The organism is Cuneatibacter sp. NSJ-177, assembly GCF_022867805.1.
Classification (GTDB): Bacteria; Bacillota; Clostridia; order Lachnospirales; family Lachnospiraceae; genus Pseudolachnospira.
Map to the genome: position 1 here is coordinate 765,331 of NZ_JALIFO010000006.1, position 21,181 is coordinate 786,511.

The following is a 21,181-nucleotide window of genomic DNA, read 5'->3' on the forward strand; positions in this document are numbered from 1 at the left end:
GAGAACAAGTACGGCATGAGAGTGATCGGGATTACCGGCGGCGTTGGTTCGGGAAAAAGCGCTGTCTTGGAAGTGCTGAAACAAGATTACGGAGCTTGTGTGATTCAGGCTGACCTGGTGGCCCGGAAGCTGATGGAGCCGGGCGGAGCTTCCTATGAGGCGGTGGTGAAAGCTTTTGGGCCCGCAATTTTAAATGGGGATGCAGAAATTGACCGGCCGAAGCTGGCGGAAATGATCTTTTCCGACGAGAAAAAGCGCCGGCTGCTGAACAGCCTGACCCATCCGCTGGTGGAGGCTGAGCTGCGCCGGCGGGTTTTGGACAATCCGGAGCGTCTGGTGGTGCTGGAGGCCGCTTTGCCCAACGAGGCCGGATTTCGAACTATGTGCGAATCCGTCTGGTATATTCATGCGCCGGAACCGGTACGGATCGCCCGCCTGCAAAGGGACCGGGGCTATTCGGAGGAAAAGTGCCGGGAAATAATGAGAAGCCAGTTTTCGGAAACGGAATTCCGAAAAGTCAGCGACGTTGTGATTGAAAATGGCGGGAGTCTTGAGGAAACCAGAGCGCAGATTCAAAAGATTATGGATTGCGGGAACGGATAAGTTCTGCTATACTGAATGAGTTATACCGGTGCGGGCATAACCCAATGCAGCGGGGAAAGAAAGGCAGAACAATGAGACTGGTTAGTTTGGCGAGCGGAAGCAGCGGAAACTGCATTTACATAGGCTCCGACGAGCATCATATTTTAATTGACACCGGAATCGGCAGAAAACGGGTGGAAGAAGGACTGGCTGCCCTGGAGCTTTCTCCGGCGGATCTGGACGGCGTGCTGATCACCCATGAACACAGTGATCACATCAGCGGTCTGGGCGTTTTGGCCAGGAAATACGAGATACCGATTTACGGTACGGCAGGTACGCTGGAACGGGTGCGGCAGGTGAAAAGTCTCGGAGCTTTTCCCGGCGACCTGTTTCATTCGATCCGGCCCGGCGAGGCGTTTTCTTTCGGCGATCTGGACATTCACCCTTTTTCCGTAGACCACGATGCGGCCGACCCTGTGGCATATCGGGTGGACTGCAAGGAAAAGTCTGTTGCGGTCGTGACGGATCTGGGCGAGTATCATCCGGAGACCGTGGAGTGGCTGGCGGATTTGGACGCCCTCCTGCTGGAGGCAAATCATGATGTGCGCATGCTGCAGGTGGGGCCCTATCCCTATTATCTGAAACAGCGCGTGATGGGAAAGCAGGGACACTTGTCCAATGAATCGGCCGGCCGGCTGTTGGCGGAGATCTGGCAGCCCCGATTGGGACATGTACTTCTCGGACATCTCAGCAAAGAAAATAATTATGCGGAACTGGCGTATGAGACCGTGCGGATGGAACTTGTAATGGGAGACTGCGGCTGCGGGAAAAATGACGTGTGCCTGGCGGTGGCCCCACGTTCCGGACGCTCGGATACGGTTCAAATATAGGAGGCTTGGATGAAAAAGACAATTATTACGGTAGTAGGAAAAGATACGGTGGGCATTATCGCCAAGGTGTGCACTTACCTGGCGGGGAATCAAGTGAATATCCTGGATATTTCCCAGACAATTATTCAGGGGTTTTTCAATATGATGATGATTGTCGACGCCAATGATTCGCCGAAGGCGGTAGGCGAGCTGGCGGAGGAGCTGGAACAGCTGGGCGAGGGGATCGGTGTGCGGATTCGCTGTCAGAGCGAAGAGATTTTTGAAAAGATGCACCGCATCTAGGCAGGAGGACAGCATGATAAACGTATGGGAAGTCAATGAGACCAATCAGATGATCGAGCAGGAAAAGCTGGACGTCCGCACGATCACGATGGGAATCAGCCTGCTGGATTGCTGTGACAGTGACTTAAAGCGGCTGAATGAAAAAATTTACGAAAAAATTACCCGCCTGGCGAAAAATTTGGTGCAGGTCGGGCAGGATATTGAGAGAGAGTATGGAATTCCGATTGTGAATAAGAGAATTTCCGTTACTCCGATTTCTCTGGTCGGAGGAGCTGCCTGTCATACGCCGGAGGATTTCGTCACGATCGCCGAGACCCTGGACCGGGCGGCAAAGACGGTTGGGGTGAATTTCCTCGGAGGATATTCGGCGCTTGTCTCAAAAGGAATGACGGCTGCAGACCGGAACCTAATCCTATCGATCCCTAAGGCGCTGGCCTCCACCGAGCGGGTATGCAGTTCCGTGAACGTCGGATCCACGAAAACCGGCCTGGACATGGATGCGATTCAGCTGATGGGCGAGATGATCCTGCAGACGGCGAAAGAGACAGCTGACCAGGATTCCCTTGGCTGTGCCAAGCTGGTGGTGTTCTGTAATGCGCCGGACGACAACCCCTTCATGGCAGGCGCTTTCCACGGCGTGACCGAAGGCGATGCCATCATCAATGTCGGCGTCAGCGGCCCCGGCGTGGTGAAGCGTGCTTTGGAGCGGGTGCGGGGAGAGAATTTCGAAGTGCTCTGCGAAACGGTCAAAAAAACGGCTTTCAAGGTGACACGCGTGGGTCAACTGGTGGCCCAGGAGGCATCCGCGCGTCTCGGCGTACCTTTTGGCATTCTGGATCTTTCCCTGGCCCCGACTCCTGCTGTCGGCGACAGCGTGGCGGAAATCCTGGAAGAAATGGGACTGGAATCCGTCGGCGCGCCCGGCACAACGGCTGCGCTGGCATTGCTCAATGATCAGGTAAAAAAGGGCGGCGTGATGGCGTCCTCCTATGTGGGAGGATTGAGCGGCGCATTTATTCCGGTCAGCGAAGACCAGGGGATGATCGACGCCGTGAACCGCGGCGCTTTGACCTTGGAAAAATTGGAGGCCATGACTTGTGTCTGCTCCGTGGGGCTTGACATGATCGCGATTCCCGGAAATACCCCGGCATCGACGATTTCCGGCCTGATTGCCGATGAAGCGGCGATCGGAATGGTGAATCAAAAGACCACGGCTGTGCGTGTGATTCCTGTGATCGGAAAGGGCGTCGGAGAGGTTGTGGAATTCGGCGGCTTATTGGGCTATGCACCGATCATGCGGGTGAATCCGCATTCTTGTGAGAAGTTCATCAACCGCGGCGGAAGAATCCCGGCTCCGATTCACAGTTTTAAAAATTAAAAAACAGCAAGTGAAGTGGTTTTGCTGGCATGCTTTTATGAGCGGAGAATGTGAGGGATGCTGCTAGGGTATAAAATCCTTTTCTTTGGTGAAGACTAGATATGAGATTAAAGAAAAGGAGGTAATCATTCATGCCCATTTTAGATTGCAGTGTGAATACTTGTGTACACTATGCAGATAACTGCTGCTGCCGGAGAGAGATCCTGGTAGAGGGAACTCATGCCCATTCGGAAAATGAGACTTGCTGCGGTAACTTCGATGAAAGACGGGAAGGCTGCTGCGAGAACTCCGCAAAAGAAGCATGTATGCAGCTTGCAGTTGGATGTGAAGCCATCAACTGTGTGTACAATGAGAATCGGAAATGTAATGCAGAGCATATTGGCATTTCCGGCTCGAATGCAAAAATCGCGGATCAGACCATGTGCGCCAGCTTCCGTGCGCGCTAAATCACCGATTCACAAACGACAGAAAAAAAGCCGCCTTCCCTGGGGAGGCGGCTACATAAAAATGGATTGAATCGGGACATGATGTTTTGAGTGAGGAAACGTGTGTTTCAATCAAAACCAGGGGTGTTTGTGCGGACGAGAAAAGTATGGAAAAATGAAAGTTCTGAAAGTCTGTAAAAATTCCTTGACAAATATCAGGAAGAATGTTATTATCTTAATGTTGTCAATTTATGAAAAGCAGAGTATCCACTCTCACCTTAGCACTTTTCGTGACTTGGGTTTTTGGGAACTTACATGATAAGTGTAGGATTTGGTGGATAGTCTGACTATTCACCTTTTTTTGTGGCAATGACGCGGCTATGCTTGGGCCGCAAATTGATAGGCCACAGCTGTCAGGCAATCGCAGGAACATTATTTTAGGAGGTATACGGCAATTAGCGATCTATTGATTAACGGGAAAATCGGTGACAGAGAAATTCGTCTGATCGGAAGTCAGGGACAACAGGTTGGTGTGATGAATTCCAGAGAGGCTCTCAGAATGGCCAGAGAAGAGGAGTTGGATTTGGTCATGATTGCTCCGACTGCTAATCCACCGGTTTGCAAGATTATCGATTATGGGAAATACCGGTATGAGCTGTCCCGCAAGGAGAAAGAAGCCAAAAAGAAGCAAAAGATCATCGAAACCAAGGAAGTTCGTCTGACTCCCAATATTGATGAGAACGATTTGAACACCAAGGTAAAGGCGGCCAGAAAGTTCCTGGAAAAGGGCGACAAGGTAAAGGTTACTTTGCGTTTCCGCGGCCGTGAGATGAGCCATATGGGCCAAAGCCGGCACATCCTGGATGATTTTGCGGAAAAAGTGGCGGATATCGCAACTGTCGACAAAACGCCTAAGGTCGAGGGCAGAAGCCTGGTTATGTTCTTAAGCGAAAAACGCTAGACAATACAATCTGAAGGAGGACATAGAGATGCTGAAATTAAAGACGAAAAGAGCCGCTGCAAAGCGTTTCAAAAAGACCGGTACCGGTCAGCTGAAGAGAATGAAAGCCTATAAGAGCCACATTCTGACGAAGAAGTCCCAGAAGAGAAAGAGAAATCTTCGGAAAGCAGCCATGACCGATGCGACCAACGCAAAGGTTATGAAGAAGATTCTGCCCTACTAATAGTTGAAAGGAGATTACCGAAATGGCAAGAGTAAAAGGTGGCTTAGGCGCCAAAAAGAGACATAATCGTGTATTAAAGCTGGCTAAGGGATACCGTGGAGCCCGCTCCAAACAGTATAGAGTTGCAAAGCAGTCCGTGATGAGAGCCCTGACGAGCTCCTATGCAGGCCGTAAGCAGAGAAAGAGACAGTTCCGCAGCCTGTGGATCGCCCGCATCAACGCAGCAGCCAGAATGAACGGCCTTTCCTACAGCCGCTTCATGTACGGTCTGAAGCAGGCCGGCGTGGAGATGAACCGCAAGATCCTGGCGGACATGGCTGTCAACGATGCCGAGGGCTTTGCTAAGCTGGCGGCAATGGCGAAAGAAAAAATTGCGTAATTTTTCCTAAACCAATCTTGACAAATACGTCAGATTATGATAAAGTACACAAGGGCATGAGAAATGCCCTGTGTTTCGGAGCGTGGCTCAGTTTGGTAGAGCGTCCGGTTAGGGACCGGGAGGTCGCAGGTTCGAATCCTGTCGCCCCGATTTTTTCTTTGCTCTTTTGCAGAGAAAAGGTTTGTGTCTGTAGCTCAGTTGGATAGAGCAACGGCCTTCTAAGCCGTGGGTCGGGGGTTCGAATCCCTCCAGGCACGGTGAAGCTTCTGGATGTTTGGTCCGGAGGCTTTTTTTGTGCTTGGGGGAGTGAAGGGGTGTGTAGGGGAGAATAGTTAACAAAATAGTAATATTGCTTCGGGCTTATCCGGCAGAGCGTTTTATGTAAACACCAACAATGTTAATCCTGGTACTTTTTTGGAGGCAAATGGATGCAAATTAAAATAGATTTGTTGGCCACAAGTGATTCATGTAGTAGTGAATCAATTGGCGGAACTTCGACCGTAACCATTACCGCATCACAAATGCCAGCACATACTCATACATTCACCGGATCTTCTGTTACCACGAGTTACGAAAGTACAAGTCATACACATACGATTACAGCGAAGGGTTTCAATTCAAATATTGGAGGCGGAGGTGCTCATGATAATATACCTCCGTATTTAATCGTTTACATGTAAAAAAGGACTGCCTAAACCTTTATTCTTAAGCAGTCCTGAGCCACATATAACAGGTGATATATGGAGGAAGAATGCCTTGAGCGGAAGATAACTTTGAGCTTGTTTCAGGAGATTCCGCCCCACTATTTGCGTTAGAAGCTGTGTTAGTAGTTAACGTTACTGAATTCGTTCCAGGTGAAGCAGCCCCTGTATTTCCATGATTGTGAGCCCCATTGCCACCATAGTATGATGTGGCTCCATTGAAGCCTGAAAATCCTGTTACATTCGTTGCGTAGCATCCAGCTAAGTGTCTTCCAGGATTTGCGCCTTCTACCGTATCCGACTTATATGCTTCAAACCCATATGTATGATTATGAGATGGTACTTCGGATATAGTTAGTATATGATTTCCTGTTGAATGGTTATGGCTATTTACAGTATGGGTATGACCATTCACGGTATGGGTATGGGAAATTGTGTGGGTGTGACTGCTTACCGTATGACTATGGCTAAGGTTTATTGTTTTTGAACCTCCAATTTTTTCTACAGTGGAGAAATCAGAATCTGAAGAATTAACTCCGACCGGAACTCGCCCACTTCCCCAAGCTTCCCAGGTGCCACCGAAGAGCGTCCCTGGGTTGGTGGAACTAGTACTCATATAAACCGAACCTACTGGATAGACTCTCAGCAGTAAATCACTATTTAGCTGACTAATCTGATCCTGTATATTAGCAGTAACACCCTTGAGATAACCCAATTCTGTGGCGGTCGTAGTTGAGGCACTGACTTTGCCGGAACTGTTGCTGACAAGGACACGCTGAGTGGTTAAGTTGGAGGTTGCTATCGTACTGGCAGCACCAGAAATAAGATTCTGCTTATTCGTTAGGCTGTCACATACCTCATTGATTGAACTTGTCACGGAGGTTTTGCTCTGCGTTTTCAAGGAGGAGAGATCGCCAATTTGGTTTGACAGTAGATTACCTTGTGTGGCGTCCAACGCTTTTCCTGTTGTGGTCGTTGTAAGATTATTAGCCAGAGCAGGTGTATCGCCCTTATCCCCTTTTGGCCCTTGCGGTCCAGTGGGACCAACAGGACCGGTTGCGCCGGTGGCACCTTTTGCTCCAGTGTCCCCTTTTGGCCCCTGGGGGCCAGTTGCACCAGTGGTACCTTTTTCACCGGTATCGCCCTTATCCCCTTTCGGCCCCTGTGGTCCGGTGGGCCCGATAGGGCCAGCGGCACCCGTGGAACCTTGTGCTCCTTTCGGTCCAGTCAGGTTTGACACATACTGCCATTTCGCAGAAGCAGCGGGGCCGGCAACCGTACATTTATATGATCCGCCAGTCCCGGTATTGAGATAGCAGTCTCCAACCAGGGCAGAGGTTACACCGGATGAGGGGAAAATCATATCAGATGTAGAAGTACCAGTAATTCCGGTACCCGTAAACCATTGAGTGCCTCGTGTGCCGGTATCCCCTTTCGGGCCCTGAGACCCGGTTGCGCCGGTATCCCCTTTCACTCCAGTATCCCCTTTTGGACCTTGAGGACCAGTCGCCCCTGTGGCACCTTTTTCGCCGGTGTCTCCCTTCAAACCTTGAGGCCCGGCTGGCCCAATATCACCCTTTGGCCCTTGGGGAACAGTAAAATCAAAAATGGCGTCATTCTGGTTTCCTCTATTTGTCACTTTTGCACTGGAGCCTGGAGAACCGGTAGAGACCATACCAATTGTAACAGTAGCAGTATCACCTTTTTCTCCCTTGATTCCCTGGGGAATGGTAAAATCAAGCACAGCGCTCGATGAGTTGCCACTGTTTGTCACATTAGCGGAAGAACCAGCAGTGCCTGTTTTTACCTGACCGACTGTGATGGATGCAGCGTTCCCTTTTTCACCTTTTGGGCCCTGAGGGCCCGTAGCACCGATAAATTCACCTGCGGACAATTTTTTCTGTACTTCGCCGGCGACAGCGTTTGCATGGCTGGCAGCTTTTTCTGCGGTATTTGCAGCCTCTTTTGCCAGGCGTACTTCCCCGGCGTATTCTTCGGCTGCTGAGGCAGCAGCTTCTGCTCGATTGAGAGCCGCTAATGCTTCCGGTGTAACATCGCCGGTTTCTCCCTTTTCTCCGCGTCCAACTGCAATATGGCTAGATAAATTTTCTGCTTCTTTTATAGATACCTTAATCATTGGTTACACCTCCCAGAATGTGAAAATAGCATGGTCCGATTACCGTATCAATTCGTCCGTCCATAAGGTTGCATTGCACATCGTAAACGTATTCTCCACAGGGCAGATTCGTGTCGGAGGAGGTAAGCTGTATTTTACAGCCTCCGTTTTCAAAAGCGGTGATGACCTTTTGAATCGCAAATTCGGAGTCAGTGAGGTGCTTTTTGATCGTCAGATATACACAATCACCTTTTTGGAGGGTATAGTTGTCAAAATGGAGATCCAGAATGGCAGTGTCCCCCTGTATGATACGAATATTGTTTTTTTTATCAATCTGAAACATTACGTCTCCTTTCATAATAGGTTGATCCAGAATTATCTGGTCTACAAGAGTTTTCTGAGTGTGGCTAAAATGCTAGATCGAAAGAAACTGTTAGCGGCAATAAAAAGTAAATACTTTAAATGTTAGATACAGCAAAGATCTACATAGAAAGAAATGAAAAATAGATACAGCAAAAAGTGAGTGGTCGAATACAAGGCGTACAGCCCCTATTGTGCAACAGTTCATCAGAAAGGCGAGAAACAGCTTTTCCTCTGTAAAGAAGAAGGTAAGGAGCACCTTGTTGGATTCCCTGGAGGAATGTACGGTATCCAACTCTGTAAAGCGGGAAAGGTGAAGTTCTGAGAAATCGGTATAGGTACGATTCATAAAAACAGTCCGGTCATTAATCTGGGTCTTGTGGAACTTCCTTGGTCTGAATTTCACTTTCCGCTTAAGATCAATATTTCTGGCCGTAAATAATCCCATATCCAGATAAGTGTATACAGTACGAACGGACAGACAGGTCCAGTTCCAGATGATTGGCCAGGATCTGATAAGGCGATTGCCCCTGTTCGATAAGCGGTGAGACCACAATGTCCTTCTGATAAAATATCCGTGCAGGACGAATCAAACGTGTTATCGTATACAGCTAGACCGTATCAGCCGTTCTATTCTGGACTTCGCTAATATGATGGAAGTCTTTCAGGAATATAACGTTGAGTTTGTTTCATCAACAGAAAAGTTCGATACCTCAACACCAATCGGATGAGCCATGCTGAATATCTGTATCGTATTTGCACAATTGGAACATGAAACTATCCAGAAGCGTGTCACTGACGCTTACTATTCCAGAAACAAAAAGGGATTCTTAAAGGGTGGTCGTGTTCCATATGGATTCCGGTTAGAGCCGATCATGATAGAGGGTATCTCAACTTCCTATTATGCTCCTATTGAAAAGGAACTGGAACAGATTGAATTGATCTACAATCTCTATACTGACGGTATTAAGGAAGATGGCAGCCTGTATTCGTTCAGGGATATTTTGAATTACCTGATTGATAACGATATCCCCCATTTACGTGGTGGGTATTGGACAGTGCCGCTGATAAGCTCCATCCTTTCCAATCCGTCTTATGCGATTGCCGATTTAAGCCTGTATGAATTCTTTGACAGTCAGGCAGCAAATATCATCAATCCCGTGGAATTATGGGAGGGAGGGAATGGCTGCTATCTGTATCAGGGAACGGTTTCAAAGTCCAAAAGCAAGAATGACCTTAAAGATAAGGAAATCGTGCTTGCACTACATAAAGGACGCATACCATCCCATATATGGATCGAGTGTAGGCTTCGCTGTATGAACCGCCGTCAGATGGCAACAACAAACAAAACAAAAAGCTCTTGGCTCGTTGGAAAAGTCAAATGCGGTAACTGTGGTAAAAGTTTACAGATCAGCCCATCCAGAATCAGCAAGAAAACTGGTAAACAGATTCGCTATATGAATTGCAGCTTTAAATATACTACCAGAGGTTTGGGGTGTAAGGGTACAGAAAGTACACTTTACGCCGACCATCTGGAAAGCTACGTGTTAGATCAGATCAAAGCCAGACTGGAAGAATTTGAAGGACTGAAAGAAAACGATAACCACACGAATCCATAATTGAATGAGAACAAAATCCGTCTTGCACAGCTTGATAAGGAAATTGACGACCTGCTTTCAAAAGTAGGCAGCGCAAATGCCGTACTCATGTGGTATATCAATGAGAAGATTGAAAAGCTGGACGCTGAACGCAGGGCTTTAAGTGAAGAAAATCTGTCTATGACGGTCAGCCAGTCAACAGACACCATGAACGCTATATTTAATCATGTGGCAGCATGGGAAGAAACAGCCTTTGAAGATTAGCAGAAAGTATTGGACGCTTTCGTTAAGGTTATCAAGATAGCAAACGGAAATATAGAAATGACATGGAACATTTAGGATTCCATGCCATTTCTGAAAGAGATTATTTAACCAAAGTGATTTAAAAGTGTTGGCTTTGGTTTATGGTGATCATTCCAAATCAGAAATATAATGCTGCTGCGCTTCGTAATTCTGGGGATTACGAAGGCGCCATTGCGGCTTTTACGGCTTTAAAAGAATACAAAGACGTACAGACTCAGGTATTAGCAACCTATTATGCAAAGGGCCAGGCGTGCCTTGAAGTGAAAGACTATGCAGGCGTAGCAAAAGCCTTTTCCCATGCAAAAAACTACGAAGATGCAGAGAGGATGATACTGGCTACCTATTATGTAAAGGCCCAGGCATGCCTTGAGGCGTAAGACTATGCAGGCGCAGCGATTTCCTTTGGAAAAACTGGAGATTTTAAAGATGCGAAAGAAAAAAGTGCCGCGTTATGGAAGGACAGCTTTGCAGGTGAAATGAATGCGATTGCCGCGGGATTGTGCCATACTGTCGGTTTAAGATCGGATGGCTCGGTTGTGGCTGTTGGCCGGAATACCTTTGGTTAGTGTGAGGTTTCCGGATGGTCAGATGGTCAGACATTGTAGCGGTTGCTGCCGGAAACTTTTATACTGTTGGTTTGAAATCAGACGGAACGGTGGTCACTGTTGGCAATAATGATGAAGGTCAGTGCAATGTTTCTGATTGGACTGATATTGGAATACCCGGCTGATTCCCTTCGTTCTCTTATTGTGTGGATCTGGCTATCTTGCCCTTTTCTCCAAAAACTCCTCCACCCCAAGGGTTTTCGCCAGTGCGGCAATGTCTTTGCCGACATACAGCAGGATCGAAGCGTTCATAATCATATCCGGGGTGATGCCGAGAGAGGAGAGGTCGGTAACCTCAAAACAGTAACTGAGACTTACAAAGGAAAATCCCACGATAACCGCTTTGATCAGCCCGGATAAGAATCGTTTACGGCTGAAACGGCAATTTTTTCTGCCAATTTGATTATAAGTACCAAGCATGATATTGACGGTCATAGAAAGTGCCAGGACCGAAAGATCTTTTCCTAAATTGTACATATAAGGTCCTCCTATTCTTCACTGAGTCCGTGTACTTCCAGAGAGCGAACCTTTTTCATCAGCGTTTTGACATAACCGTTGCCGTGGAAAAGTTCTTCATAGGTTTCAAAAAGTTCTTCCAAGGATTGTAAACGGTTGGCTGAAATAGAACCGTCAGAAATCGCCTCCTCAGAGGCGCGGACGATGGAGTGACGGATTTGTTTTAAGTTGACTTCATTTTGCATTTCATTGATTTGTTTGATTTCCATCAGCGTCTGCTGGATTTCTTCGATTGCATCGTCATGCGTTTGAACCAGCTGCTTGTATTCGGCATTTTCTTCCTGAATACGGCGTGTTTTATCAAATAATTTGTAAAGTTTTACAGTAAGCCCGGCGGTGACGCCAAGTACCGTACCGATCGCAAGAAGCACACCAAAAAAATCAGCTGTGCTGATGGAAGATAGAAAATTCCAGATGGTTACGGAGGTTTCCATAACATAGGTCACCCTTCCTTTCTGTTAATGATTGGTTAACGCGGTAAAAGTAGCAGGTCCGCAGCGGCCGTCTACTTCCAAGTGATTCGTTTTTTGGAATTGCCGGATTGCGGATTCGCAACCTGCTCCGCAATGGCCGTCAAAGCCCTGAGGGTTTAAGCCATGCCCATATAAAAGCCCTTGGATGATGAACGCAGGCGGACCTTGCACACCCTGGCACACAGTGTGATAAGTGCGGCGGGAGGCCGGGCCAAAGCTTCCGTCAACGGAAAGCCTTGCGTCATAGGTGGAATTTAAATATTCCTGCATGGCCATGACAGCCGCTTTTTTTGTCAGGGGGCCCAGGCTTCCGTCAATGGCAAGCCCAATGGGGAGACGAGAGTTCAGCCAGAATTGGAATTGCTGAACGGGAGAAAGGGTGGAGACTGGGGCATTCTTTTTCTGATATTCTTCCGATAAAAGGAAACCTTTTCGGATTTCATCCAGTGACATTCCTTCCTTTCTCCTTTTTACCCAATCGGTAAACCCTTGGGGATCCGGTTCTCTTTGAAGAAGTTTACGGTAAAGGGAAGTGATTTCATTTTCAGCGGAGTTTTCCTCCTCCATAACTTTTTCATCAGAAGAAGTATCAAACAGAAAACGGCGGACGCAGATGAGGCCTTTATTCTTTAATGCGGCGGAACGGGAAGGCGTTGCCTGGCGTTTCGCACAGTAGGCCGGTAGATCCTTGACGGTGCCGCCGAGTCCGGAGCCATGCCCAAAGCATTTTCCGTTTCCGATATAAATTTCCACATGGCCGACTCCCTGGGTGCGGCCGGCATCGTTTCCTCTGAAGTAGAGATGGTCGCCGATTTCCATTTGCTTTTCATCCGGAATTCCGTTTTGAATATTCAGTTTTACCGTTTTTCCAACGGGAGATTCTAATTGGGCCTCGGTATAATCTCCGATATCAAGGTGAAATAATTTTTTCAGCCAATAATAAGGGGTCGATGAACAGTCGCCCCAGCCGGATTCGATGAGGTAACGTTTGTTTTCTTGCTGAGAGTATTGGTTTTTCTTTTCACGGCTTAAAAGTGCCTGGCGGTAGGCAGAACGTTTTTCTTGGAGTGTCATTTTGAGTTCTCCTTTGAAGAATATAATTTGTTGATTTGTAATTAGTAGATGGAAAAATGTTGCAGCAATCTATTTTTTAGCTTCTTTTAACTTTTCAATTTCTTCCTTTAGCATAGCGATTTCTTTTTCCTGCTTTTGGACCACTGCAATGATAGGCGCGATAAATTCCTCGTAGCGTAGGCCATAGATATATTCACCTTCCACAATACGTTCTTGCCGTTTTCCATTCTCATCCGTGTATTTTTCAACTTTGGGAGATTTGATAAATCCCGCAAAGTCCATATCGTCCATCTCTGCGGCCGGCAGGGCTTCTTCCTCTAACTGCTGTGCGACCATCCCTGTATGTGTTCTTCCGGAATCTCCATCAATAAATTTGTAAGAAACTGGTTCGAGCGCCATGATAAATTTTGTCATCTTTTCCGGGTTCAGTCGAAAAACGTCTTTTTTCAAATTCCTGTCCGAAGTAGAGACAGTACTGCTCTGGGAATAGATTTGTCCCCAGCGGTAGGTAGGTGTTCCCAAGTTAAGCATACAATCGATATCGGGACCAAATTCCCATAACATATCTGCTCGGCTTACCCCATAATAAAGATAATATTGTTGTTCAGTAGAGGCACCAAAGTATAGTCGCTGATTATCATTGCTGAAGATTCGGGCACCTTTGCCGGTAGAATTCCAATAGATCGTGCGGTTAAAAGGCAGAATGAGATCTCCGTTTAGATTGCCGCCGGATAAAGGGAGGTAGCTATGAGAGTGAGAAGCCGCCGCATATTTGGACGACAGTGATTTTCCGCCTTCCGATATCGTCCCGGATGCGGAAAGATTACTGCTTACGGATAGCCCTCCATTGACGGAGAGACTTCCGCTTATCGATCCTCCGCTGGTGGGAAGATAGCTGTGGGAATGGGAGGCTGCCGCATATTTACTGGACAAAAGAGTTCCATTTTCTTTAACGCCGCCACTGGCCGTTAAATTTAACGTATTGGAACCGTCCGCAATAATTCGTGCCGTGTAATCCGAGGACGAGTTGCCATGATGAAAATTGATGAAAGGCGTTGTAGAATAAAGCTCCAGACCACTTCGAGCAGTCAAAGAACCTGAAACATCCAATTTTTTATAGAAATATCCGTCAAAGTCAACTTCGAATCCATTTCCAATGGAACCTTTCCCAAACGCAACACCTTTGTCTTCCTTGAAATCAACCAGATAAAAAAGTGATTGTATACTGGTAGATTTTGTGTCCGCTGCTGTACTGCCGTTGACGCTATCGTAGATATCCAGGAAGAAGGTATAAGCCTTTTCGGTGGAAAAGATAGCAGCGGCAGCACCATTTTTGATTTCTTCATTTGTGAAAGCAATATTTGCAAGACCGGCTGTTTCTGCGTTACCTTCGTAGGTGGCAAGGGTGAGAACCGTGCTGCCATAGGATAATTTAACTGTAGCAGTATTGGAAAAGTTGTTTTTGGAAGGTTTAAAATAAGTTGCATTAAAACTGATAATACCTTTTGTATGATCCGTTTGATCTCGGCTAATTTGAAGATTGGTTATTTTGGGCAGCTCATAATTGTAGACTGTGACTGTTTTTGAAAGTGTCTTAGAGTAACCACGGGTATCTTCCAGATAATAAACAATCGTATAGGTGCCCGCAGATGTAAGCAGAACATTAGAGAAGGAGTTTCCATAATTTGTTCCATTGATGGTGATCTTTTGTGTTTTGATATTTGCCCCGTATTTTCGCTTAATTCCGGAAAATGAGCCGGAGATCATGGATCTGTTTTTCAGACAAAATCCACTGTAAGTATTTCCTGTTGATAAATCTCCGCTGAACTCTGGGGTGTAATTGAGGTTGGAAGGCAGGGAGAGCGTCAAATTTGCAGAGGAGGAGCCGACAAGGGTACTGCCGCTGTAAGTCAATACCGTAACAGTACCGGTACCACTTTTGGAAGAAGGAATCTGCGGAGAGTAGGTGTCGATATTTGGCTGAAAGGTGTAGGAAGAATTTCCGTCTACTCCCAATGATGCAATTTGAGAGGAAAAAGATCCAAAGGAAAAGTTGATCCGATAATTTAGAAAACGGCTGTTTCTTGAAATATTGATATTCGTGGTACTGCCCATATTTATGCTGGAAGAACTGAGAGACATGGAAGCAGCAGGGATCTTTGCTGTAAAGGTTTTGGACATTCCGCCGATGACATTGTTGACAGTTCCGTAATACGTTAGCATGTGAGTGGTTACGGTTACGGAAGATAGATTTTTTAGGTACATATACTCAACAATTTTCCAAGGGACAGTTGCCGCCAGCGTAGTATCCACGCCGTCCTGCAGAAACACTGTGACATCCTCATTTTTAGCATTTTTGACTGTCATGGAAATTCTGTGTTGATAGGATGACGAATATCTGGAAATAGAATACGACTGGGTTTGCCCAATATACAGGGAGCTGGAACCGATGTTGAAAGTGGATCCACGGGGAATCGCATTGCAGATATGATTTCCGCTGACTTCCAGGGGACTGATGCTGCTGGAGTATGAGTTGGTATATCTGGCAGAGAAAGAAAAGGACTTTGTTCCGTCTGAGTTATGCCCCACAACTGTTGACCCGGAGGCCAGTACATAAGCATTGTCTTCTCCATTTGGCGGCTTAACCGTTCCAACCCTCGTTTCATTAAAGACCTCTCTGCCATCTATGGATACTACCACCCTGTTTCCTTCTTCACGGGAATAGTTGCTATGGTAGCTGTCATTTCGATACAGGCTGAAAGTCCAGTTTATTGTTGAAGAATTGGCATTAATGTCGTTGGATTCTATGATGGCGAATTTCCCTATGTAAGCTGAGTTTGAGCTTGAGGGATTATAATAGTTGTAACTTCCCATTATTTCACTTCCTTTTAAGAGCTTTTAAATGATAGAGTAAGATGTTCTACGGAGCCGCCGGATTCATCAGCGGACAATCGTTTCTCCCAGGTATAACTGCCAATTTGAAGAGTATCTGAGATCAGGGATTTTTGGAAATCGGATTCTGAAACTGCGAGATGCTTAGAGGTAAAATAGGAAGAGATTACATTGTCTGATACCATATCCTGAAGCTGCTCCTCAGTGAAGCCAGTGGTTCCATTTTTCCAGATTGGCTCCTTAGAGAAAATGATAGCATTTGCGGAAATCGTTAAAACTACCGAGTCTGTTGCGCCGAGCTGTGACGGAAGAAGAAAACTGATGTGTTTGTCGTCGAATTCCATCGTGCGCTTGATCGTGGCGATATCACTGGACAGCGTTTGATTCGTTTTATTTTGAATGTACTCAGAAAAAGCCCATCGTATTTTGGTGTATGCGGTGAGTGCCTCTAGAAATTTCTTATAAAGCTCCTGAATGGTTTCTAATTTCGCATCCAGTTCATGATCATAAGGATTCTGTTGATAGAGGGTTAAAAGTCCGGATATTTGACTTGTAAGAGAATCAAAATACCCTGGATTACCTTCTTCTGAGTCGGGAGTGATCAACTGCCGGTAGAGCGCTTCATATGTTTGGCCGAAGGGCTTGCCTTCATAAAGTTCATTTTGATACTCAACTGGAATTTCAGCTAGATTTAAATGATTTCCGATGACATCATTCTTTTTCAATGTCAATGTATTCAGAAGATCGGAGTATCTGTTTACAGCAATCGCATTATTTTTTAACAGCTCTGTGATGTCATTTGTCAGATAAGACTGATATGCCGCCGTGAAATTTTTCAGCGCTTCTTGATAGACAGAGAATTTTAGATCGACTTCTCTTTTTTCTTCAGGTTTGATCAAACTGTCCTGGGCGGCCAGGCGAATGGCAGTGGTCAGGCTTTCGTAGGCAGTGTCGTATTCACTTTTGACATTACGAAGTTCCTGCTGAGCTTCTTTCGAAATACTGCTTTTTTCGGTCAAATAGGTATATTCTTGGTCAATTCGAGCCTTCTCTGAACTAAGATAGTTTAACTGCTGGTATAAAATTTTGGACTCGTTTTCGTTCAGGATTCCTTCTCGGAAACTGGTTGTCAACGTGTTCTCAACCTGGGACAGCGATTCCCTGAGCTTGTAGTTTTCATAGTAGTTTTTTGTCTTGAATGATACCTGGAATCTAACAGGATCTGTTTCTGTAAAATATAAGAAAATCGGAGCTTGGAACGATTCTATATGATACAAGGTATTTCGGCTTTCCTGGGAGAAAATATGAAACACGGGAGCCTTTAATGTATAGTTCACAGTTAGAGGATTCCCATCCGCCTGGCATTGAGCCAACCACGCCTGAAAATCTTCCGTCGAGGAAAAACGGGAATCTTGGAAAACCAGACAGCATTCCGCCTCCGGCGACAGTACATCGGAGAGATAGACCGAGGCATCACTGGCGGTTTCTTCCGACACCCCGGTGTAATAATTTGACAGGCAGCCGCCGGTCAAGGAGGCGGAAGTCTGTAGCGGAAGGCAGAATCGACCGTTTTGGTAGGTGAAATTCTCCTCTCCGGTCAGTACGATGGAATCGATTTGCTGCAGAATTCCAAGTTCTCCGTCTTGCTCCAAAATCTCATCGCAGGTATCGCCGACAGAGCGAAGCGGGGAGGAGAGGGGGAGATGGATTTTTTGAACCAGGCCAGTTTCTGACTCCATGTTCTCTGACGCACTGCAGATGAAATCAAGAAATCCGGAATCCCCGATGCTTCGGATGGCGCAGGGCGATTCCGGAGCAGGGGGATATTCCTGCGTGCTGGATCCGGACACGAATTCCAGCCTGATGCAGCCTCCAGCCTGAGCATGCGAACAAATGATTTTTCCGTTCTCGGATGTATGCGAACAGATATTTTCTGTATCCTTCTTGGCCTCCTCGACAGCCTCATCCTTGATGTTTTCCAGATACTGTTCTAGGGTGATCCCACCGCTGCTTCCGCCAGCGTTTAAATGAAAGGAGTCCACGTCAATGGTCAGGCCTGAACCGGGAATCAGCTGAAGATTCGGTGTCAGGATGGAACCGTCGGCCCCCAGGTAAGTGCCCTCCAGAATCTTGGTGTTGTCCTCACTTTTTCGAAAGTGGGGACTTCTCAGTGCATCCGCGTCAATGATCCATTGACCAATGGAAGCGCCTAGCGCGTACAGGTCGTCTACCAAAACCGTATCGGCGATCAGACCGTATTGATAGGTGACACTTCCGTCGGTGTGCTTTACTTCGATTTTTCCCAGGACGCTTCGGATTGTCTTCCAGTAATCGTCTGTGAAAAGAATCTTGTTTTTCTGGATCAAAATTTGCTCTGGCTCGAAATCACCGGCGGTTTTGCGCGCTCTGCCCCAAAGACCGTAGCGGTCGATGGTGATTTCTTGGTTGTCGTCATTATAAATGCCGGAGAGGGCGGCATTCAGACCATGCTGGATCATTTCCTGGACAAACTGGTAGGCGGAATCGTAGTTGTCTTTTTGGGCGGCGATAGACTGAAGGCTTGCCGCGGCGCTGGTGGCGCTGCCAATCTGCCGGCCGATGTCATCCATATCACTGTCACTTTCCACCCGGTCAGAGAACGTGAGATGCAGTTCTTCTGGTTTGTCATAAGGAATCTCAGCGCCGATGATCCGGATCTTTTCGGCATAGCCCTCGTGCACTTCCAAAGTCATAAAATTGCCGATATCCAATGTTTCCCTGGCAAAGTCAAATTCTTTCCGGAGGGCGGGATTGGAAATTTTACAATCCCATGTAACATGGGGACGGCAATTCTTTTTTAACTCTTTTTCTGCCTGTGCGATCAATTCCCTCGTGATCTCCATTCGATCCGCATAGGAATCCAGATCCGTGGCGAAATAATTATCGTTGGAATACTCGTCTTCCCGAATAAAAGACTGAAGTTCCCGGAAGGATGAGAAGACCTTGTTGTCCAGCTCATCGCCAGCCAGTCCCAGGGAGGAGAAATACTCTCTCAGGCGCGTTTTCACATCACAGCTCTGGCGGAGTTCGGTTTTTTCCTGGTTTAGAGCTGAAATTTCTGCGGTTAGAGCATCAATTTGTGTTTTACGCTGCTCCAGTGCAGCGCGGGAGGTGTCCAGAATGACGAGCATCTGTTCATAAAGGGGATCCGCTGTCTGTTCTGCTTGGATCCGGGCGGACTTTGCTTCGTCATAAGCGTCATAGATTGCCTGAAGATATGCCTGACCGTAATTAAAGCGTTTTTCTGCCGGAACCGACCCGTCATAAGATTTCCAGGAAAATGTACTGGTTAATTCATTGCGGGACATTTGGTTGAGCTCGGTTAAAGTGCCGTCCTCTTCTTTGGTCTGGCTTTGAGGCACGGAGTGAAGACACTCATTTAAAAGTGTGTTTTTGTCTTCCCAGAGCAGCAGCTTTTCCCCGTATGTTTTCGAAGCGGCTTCATAAAAAGCGGAGTAGGAATTCCAAGCGTCAATGGTATCCTGATTCATATACCTGGTATTCAGAAAATAATCCAGGCAGATCAACTGACCGGACGGGGATGGAATTACGTCCTCCGTATAAATTCCATCTCCCCCGGATATTTTTAAGGCGGTGACAATGGAATCCTCGTCCGCTTCGATCTGGATTTGCTGATTCAGGTTCTCGAAGGAAGCATAAATTCCAGTATCCCTACCGTAGTCGGAGAGAAGATAACAGGTGATGATTCGCTCCTCTTTTCCATAGGAAAAGAGAAGATCGTATTCTTCCTGAAGGTCACAGAGAAAGCTGCGGACACTCTGACGGTTCAAATCGTAGGTGGGATAACGGCCGCACAACTTGGCGTATTCTTCCGAGGCGCCCCCCATCTTAATCTGCCATCCGGTTCCGCTTAAGGCCCGGTGCAAAATACTGTGTTCCTTGTCGGATTCGTCAAACAGATGGGAACGGATATAATTTCCGTCCCCATCTGTTTCATCGCCTTCTTCAAAGGTATTGGCCTGGAAACTGTCCAGATAGCGGGAGTCTAATTCCGTCTCCCAGGAAGTTCCGGATACCCTCTTTTCTTCAGAACCGTCCGAGGAAATTTCTACAGATATGGAAAAGTGGCCGTGAGGAGGAAGATCGATTAATTGAAGTGTCTCCAAAGCTTCATAGCATGGGTTCTCTTTTCCCTGAAGAAAGCGGGGAACTTGAAACGAAATCGTATTGAGATCGTTCAAGTGTTCTGTTACGGTAAGATCGGTGACAAAAAGCCGGCCGATGGTTTCTAGATTCCTTTTTTGAAGATATACGTCCGGCACGGCAATCTTTCCCTGAGCGTCATGGTAAAAAAGACTCATATCATACACCTGCCTTTCTGGGCTCCCGGTAAGTCAGCGTGAGGGATGCGTCGCCCTCCACCAGCAGTTCATTGGCCCCATCCGTTAGGGAAATCCAATTTTTATCAAAATCATCAAGGATCACATGAGAGGGAAGAGAAGAGAGAAGACCGGAACCGGTTTTCTCCATCGTTAGTTTTTCACCGGCTGAAAGGTTATGGAAGCGGGAGAAAGAACCGTTCGTGAGATTTTGAATGGAAAAATTTCCGGGAGCGTTGGCGGTAAGAACCAGGTGGGGATAAATCGCGTCATTGGAATCAGAATCGACGTAGATTGTTGTGACGCCTGCGGACAGCTTGGCTGTGATTGGTGAAGAAAATCCAAAAGGAGAGTCGGCTGTAAACTCGACGGTAAAGCCAATACAATTACCTCCCAGCATTTCTTTTTCCAGGCTGGTTACATGGACAAAATAAGAAATGCCAAAGGAATCGTCCCAGTCCGTATCGTAATCTTCAAAATGGAATTCCTGAAAGTCCGGACAAGCCGTCAGCCATTTTGCCAGAGCCCGTTCCTCATCGCGAGAGATCAGGTGATTCGGTCCACAAGTCTTTCCAATAGAAACGGAGAAGGTGATAGGAGTTTCATACTTGCTTCCGGCCACCTGCCAGCGGTAGTGGGCCGGAGGCTTTTCTGTCGTATACGAAGGCACATAGGGGAGAGAGATACTGGCCTCACCGCCACCATCAAAAGAACAGAGGCTAAGGCCAAAGCTTTTCAGAGATAAGTCTCCAAATACAAAGCTCGTTGCTGTAGTCATGCGCTCATCCCCTTTCTTTCGATGCCAAGGTCTTCCAGTCTTCGCGGATGGATAAAATTTCCCGGTATTTGGCATCGCTGTTTCTCTTGATTTCCTGGGCTTCCTTTAATACTTCCCGAAGTTCTCGAAGAGCTGTTTTGCAGGCTTCATGGCCCTCGGAAAGGCGCCGGTTTTCCCGGCGGAGGCGCTCATTGTCTGCTTCCAGAATTGTCAGTTTTTCTTTTAATGTCATAAATCCTCCTTAATCTGAAAAGGGCCTGAGGAAA

General features: G+C 47.0%; 23 protein-coding genes, 2 tRNA genes and 1 pseudogene. 16 read left to right on the forward strand and 10 right to left on the reverse strand.

Features of this window, described 5'->3' with window-relative positions:
- Positions 1 to 15 precede the first annotated feature (15 nt).
- From coaE to MUB23_RS11490, 10 genes are all read left to right on the forward strand, one after another.
- Entirely contained in the window at positions 16 to 603 is a 588-nt protein-coding gene (gene coaE / locus MUB23_RS11445; protein WP_244800634.1) for a dephospho-CoA kinase, read from the forward strand.
- Positions 604 to 674: 71 nt separating this feature from the next.
- Entirely contained in the window at positions 675 to 1,472 is a 798-nt protein-coding gene (locus MUB23_RS11450) for an MBL fold metallo-hydrolase (RefSeq protein ID WP_244800635.1), read from the forward strand.
- A 9-nt stretch (positions 1,473 to 1,481) separates the two neighbouring features.
- Positions 1,482 to 1,754: an ACT domain-containing protein gene (locus MUB23_RS11455; protein WP_244800636.1), complete on the forward strand. Its 273-nt coding sequence runs from the start codon at positions 1,482 to 1,484 to the stop codon at positions 1,752 to 1,754.
- Between the two features lie 13 nt (positions 1,755 to 1,767).
- Positions 1,768 to 3,132 (forward strand): PFL family protein, encoded by a 1,365-nt coding sequence (locus tag MUB23_RS11460; RefSeq protein ID WP_244800637.1) that lies wholly within the window; start codon positions 1,768 to 1,770, stop codon positions 3,130 to 3,132.
- A gap of 131 nt (positions 3,133 to 3,263) precedes the next feature.
- A complete protein-coding gene (locus MUB23_RS11465) occupies positions 3,264 to 3,578 on the forward strand; it encodes a DUF1540 domain-containing protein (RefSeq protein ID WP_244800638.1) in 315 nt (104 codons plus the stop codon).
- Between the two features lie 445 nt (positions 3,579 to 4,023).
- Positions 4,024 to 4,518 (forward strand): translation initiation factor IF-3, encoded by a 495-nt coding sequence (gene infC / locus MUB23_RS11470; RefSeq protein WP_244800639.1) that lies wholly within the window; start codon positions 4,024 to 4,026, stop codon positions 4,516 to 4,518.
- 28 nt (positions 4,519 to 4,546) lie between these two features.
- Positions 4,547 to 4,741: a 50S ribosomal protein L35 gene (gene rpmI / locus MUB23_RS11475; protein WP_244800640.1), complete on the forward strand. Its 195-nt coding sequence runs from the start codon at positions 4,547 to 4,549 to the stop codon at positions 4,739 to 4,741.
- Between the two features lie 22 nt (positions 4,742 to 4,763).
- A complete protein-coding gene (gene rplT / locus MUB23_RS11480) occupies positions 4,764 to 5,120 on the forward strand; it encodes a 50S ribosomal protein L20 (RefSeq protein WP_244800642.1) in 357 nt (118 codons plus the stop codon).
- A 76-nt stretch (positions 5,121 to 5,196) separates the two neighbouring features.
- Positions 5,197 to 5,270, forward strand: a tRNA-Pro gene (locus tag MUB23_RS11485).
- A 33-nt stretch (positions 5,271 to 5,303) separates the two neighbouring features.
- Positions 5,304 to 5,377: transfer RNA gene (locus MUB23_RS11490), tRNA-Arg, on the forward strand.
- A gap of 448 nt (positions 5,378 to 5,825) precedes the next feature.
- Here MUB23_RS11490 and MUB23_RS19695 read toward each other — a convergent pair.
- From MUB23_RS19695 to MUB23_RS20120, 3 genes and pseudogenes are all read right to left on the reverse strand, one after another.
- Complete coding sequence (locus MUB23_RS19695; protein WP_280515731.1) at positions 5,826 to 7,958, reverse strand: phage baseplate protein; 2,133 nt, start codon at positions 7,956 to 7,958, stop codon at positions 5,826 to 5,828.
- Positions 7,951 to 8,280, reverse strand: coding sequence for a hypothetical protein (locus MUB23_RS11500; protein ID WP_244800644.1), 330 nt, complete (start codon positions 8,278 to 8,280; stop codon positions 7,951 to 7,953). Before MUB23_RS11500 ends, MUB23_RS19695 begins: the two co-directional genes overlap by 8 nt.
- A gap of 183 nt (positions 8,281 to 8,463) precedes the next feature.
- Positions 8,464 to 8,866, reverse strand: a pseudogene (locus MUB23_RS20120) (IS30 family transposase); the annotation flags it as partial.
- A gap of 51 nt (positions 8,867 to 8,917) precedes the next feature.
- Here MUB23_RS20120 and MUB23_RS20125 point away from each other — a divergent pair.
- From MUB23_RS20125 to MUB23_RS20135, 6 genes are all read left to right on the forward strand, one after another.
- Positions 8,918 to 9,028: a hypothetical protein gene (locus MUB23_RS20125; RefSeq protein ID WP_442874113.1), complete on the forward strand. Its 111-nt coding sequence runs from the start codon at positions 8,918 to 8,920 to the stop codon at positions 9,026 to 9,028.
- Between the two features lie 3 nt (positions 9,029 to 9,031).
- On the forward strand, positions 9,032 to 9,916 hold the full coding sequence (locus MUB23_RS11505; RefSeq protein ID WP_244800646.1) for a recombinase zinc beta ribbon domain-containing protein: 885 nt from the start codon (positions 9,032 to 9,034) through the stop codon (positions 9,914 to 9,916).
- A complete protein-coding gene (locus MUB23_RS11510; RefSeq protein ID WP_244800647.1) occupies positions 9,917 to 10,159 on the forward strand; it encodes a hypothetical protein in 243 nt (80 codons plus the stop codon).
- A gap of 140 nt (positions 10,160 to 10,299) precedes the next feature.
- Positions 10,300 to 10,575: a hypothetical protein gene (locus MUB23_RS11515; protein ID WP_244800649.1), complete on the forward strand. Its 276-nt coding sequence runs from the start codon at positions 10,300 to 10,302 to the stop codon at positions 10,573 to 10,575.
- A gap of 99 nt (positions 10,576 to 10,674) precedes the next feature.
- Positions 10,675 to 10,764, forward strand: a complete 90-nt coding sequence (locus MUB23_RS20130) for an RCC1-like domain-containing protein (RefSeq protein ID WP_244800651.1) — start codon at positions 10,675 to 10,677, stop codon at positions 10,762 to 10,764.
- Positions 10,765 to 10,778: 14 nt separating this feature from the next.
- Positions 10,779 to 10,928, forward strand: a complete 150-nt coding sequence (locus tag MUB23_RS20135) for an RCC1-like domain-containing protein (RefSeq protein ID WP_244800653.1) — start codon at positions 10,779 to 10,781, stop codon at positions 10,926 to 10,928.
- A gap of 31 nt (positions 10,929 to 10,959) precedes the next feature.
- Here MUB23_RS20135 and MUB23_RS11530 read toward each other — a convergent pair whose 3' ends face one another.
- The 7 genes from MUB23_RS11530 to MUB23_RS11560 all read right to left on the reverse strand — a co-directional run bounded on the left by MUB23_RS11530 (position 10,960) and on the right by MUB23_RS11560 (position 21,147).
- Positions 10,960 to 11,280 (reverse strand): hypothetical protein, encoded by a 321-nt coding sequence (locus tag MUB23_RS11530; protein ID WP_244800656.1) that lies wholly within the window; start codon positions 11,278 to 11,280, stop codon positions 10,960 to 10,962.
- 11 nt (positions 11,281 to 11,291) lie between these two features.
- Positions 11,292 to 11,753, reverse strand: a complete 462-nt coding sequence (locus MUB23_RS11535) for a hypothetical protein (RefSeq protein ID WP_244800657.1) — start codon at positions 11,751 to 11,753, stop codon at positions 11,292 to 11,294.
- A gap of 24 nt (positions 11,754 to 11,777) precedes the next feature.
- Positions 11,778 to 12,866, reverse strand: coding sequence for a peptidoglycan-binding protein (locus tag MUB23_RS11540; protein ID WP_244800659.1), 1,089 nt, complete (start codon positions 12,864 to 12,866; stop codon positions 11,778 to 11,780).
- A 69-nt stretch (positions 12,867 to 12,935) separates the two neighbouring features.
- A complete protein-coding gene (locus MUB23_RS11545) occupies positions 12,936 to 15,740 on the reverse strand; it encodes a DUF859 family phage minor structural protein (RefSeq protein WP_244800661.1) in 2,805 nt (934 codons plus the stop codon).
- Between the two features lie 14 nt (positions 15,741 to 15,754).
- A complete protein-coding gene (locus tag MUB23_RS11550) occupies positions 15,755 to 20,119 on the reverse strand; it encodes a hypothetical protein (RefSeq protein ID WP_244800663.1) in 4,365 nt (1,454 codons plus the stop codon).
- A 1-nt stretch (position 20,120) separates the two neighbouring features.
- A complete protein-coding gene (locus tag MUB23_RS11555) occupies positions 20,121 to 20,915 on the reverse strand; it encodes a phage tail family protein (RefSeq protein WP_244800665.1) in 795 nt (264 codons plus the stop codon).
- Between the two features lie 4 nt (positions 20,916 to 20,919).
- Complete coding sequence (locus MUB23_RS11560) at positions 20,920 to 21,147, reverse strand: hypothetical protein (RefSeq protein ID WP_244800667.1); 228 nt, start codon at positions 21,145 to 21,147, stop codon at positions 20,920 to 20,922.
- Between the last annotated feature and the right edge of the window lie 34 nt (positions 21,148 to 21,181).

Bases quoted from the DNA above. Each gene is read 5' to 3' on its own strand.
- coaE (WP_244800634.1), top strand. From the start codon at position 16: ATGAGAGTGATCGGGATTACCGGCGGCGTTGGTTCGGGAAAAAGCGCT.
- MUB23_RS11450 (WP_244800635.1), top strand. From the start codon at position 675: ATGAGACTGGTTAGTTTGGCGAGCGGAAGCAGCGGAAACTGCATTTAC.
- MUB23_RS11455 (WP_244800636.1), top strand. From the start codon at position 1,482: ATGAAAAAGACAATTATTACGGTAGTAGGAAAAGATACGGTGGGCATT.
- MUB23_RS11460 (WP_244800637.1), top strand. From the start codon at position 1,768: ATGATAAACGTATGGGAAGTCAATGAGACCAATCAGATGATCGAGCAG.
- MUB23_RS11465 (WP_244800638.1), top strand. From the start codon at position 3,264: ATGCCCATTTTAGATTGCAGTGTGAATACTTGTGTACACTATGCAGAT.
- rpmI (WP_244800640.1), top strand. From the start codon at position 4,547: ATGCTGAAATTAAAGACGAAAAGAGCCGCTGCAAAGCGTTTCAAAAAG.
- rplT (WP_244800642.1), top strand. From the start codon at position 4,764: ATGGCAAGAGTAAAAGGTGGCTTAGGCGCCAAAAAGAGACATAATCGT.
- MUB23_RS19695 (WP_280515731.1), bottom strand. From the start codon at position 7,958: ATGATTAAGGTATCTATAAAAGAAGCAGAAAATTTATCTAGCCATATT.
- MUB23_RS11500 (WP_244800644.1), bottom strand. From the start codon at position 8,280: ATGTTTCAGATTGATAAAAAAAACAATATTCGTATCATACAGGGGGAC.
- MUB23_RS11505 (WP_244800646.1), top strand. From the start codon at position 9,032: ATGCTGAATATCTGTATCGTATTTGCACAATTGGAACATGAAACTATC.
- MUB23_RS11515 (WP_244800649.1), top strand. From the start codon at position 10,300: ATGGTGATCATTCCAAATCAGAAATATAATGCTGCTGCGCTTCGTAAT.
- MUB23_RS20130 (WP_244800651.1), top strand. From the start codon at position 10,675: ATGAATGCGATTGCCGCGGGATTGTGCCATACTGTCGGTTTAAGATCG.
- MUB23_RS20135 (WP_244800653.1), top strand. From the start codon at position 10,779: ATGGTCAGATGGTCAGACATTGTAGCGGTTGCTGCCGGAAACTTTTAT.
- MUB23_RS11530 (WP_244800656.1), bottom strand. From the start codon at position 11,280: ATGTACAATTTAGGAAAAGATCTTTCGGTCCTGGCACTTTCTATGACC.
- MUB23_RS11535 (WP_244800657.1), bottom strand. From the start codon at position 11,753: ATGGAAACCTCCGTAACCATCTGGAATTTTCTATCTTCCATCAGCACA.
- MUB23_RS11540 (WP_244800659.1), bottom strand. From the start codon at position 12,866: ATGACACTCCAAGAAAAACGTTCTGCCTACCGCCAGGCACTTTTAAGC.
- MUB23_RS11545 (WP_244800661.1), bottom strand. From the start codon at position 15,740: ATGGGAAGTTACAACTATTATAATCCCTCAAGCTCAAACTCAGCTTAC.
- MUB23_RS11550 (WP_244800663.1), bottom strand. From the start codon at position 20,119: ATGAGTCTTTTTTACCATGACGCTCAGGGAAAGATTGCCGTGCCGGAC.
- MUB23_RS11555 (WP_244800665.1), bottom strand. From the start codon at position 20,915: ATGACTACAGCAACGAGCTTTGTATTTGGAGACTTATCTCTGAAAAGC.
- MUB23_RS11560 (WP_244800667.1), bottom strand. From the start codon at position 21,147: ATGACATTAAAAGAAAAACTGACAATTCTGGAAGCAGACAATGAGCGC.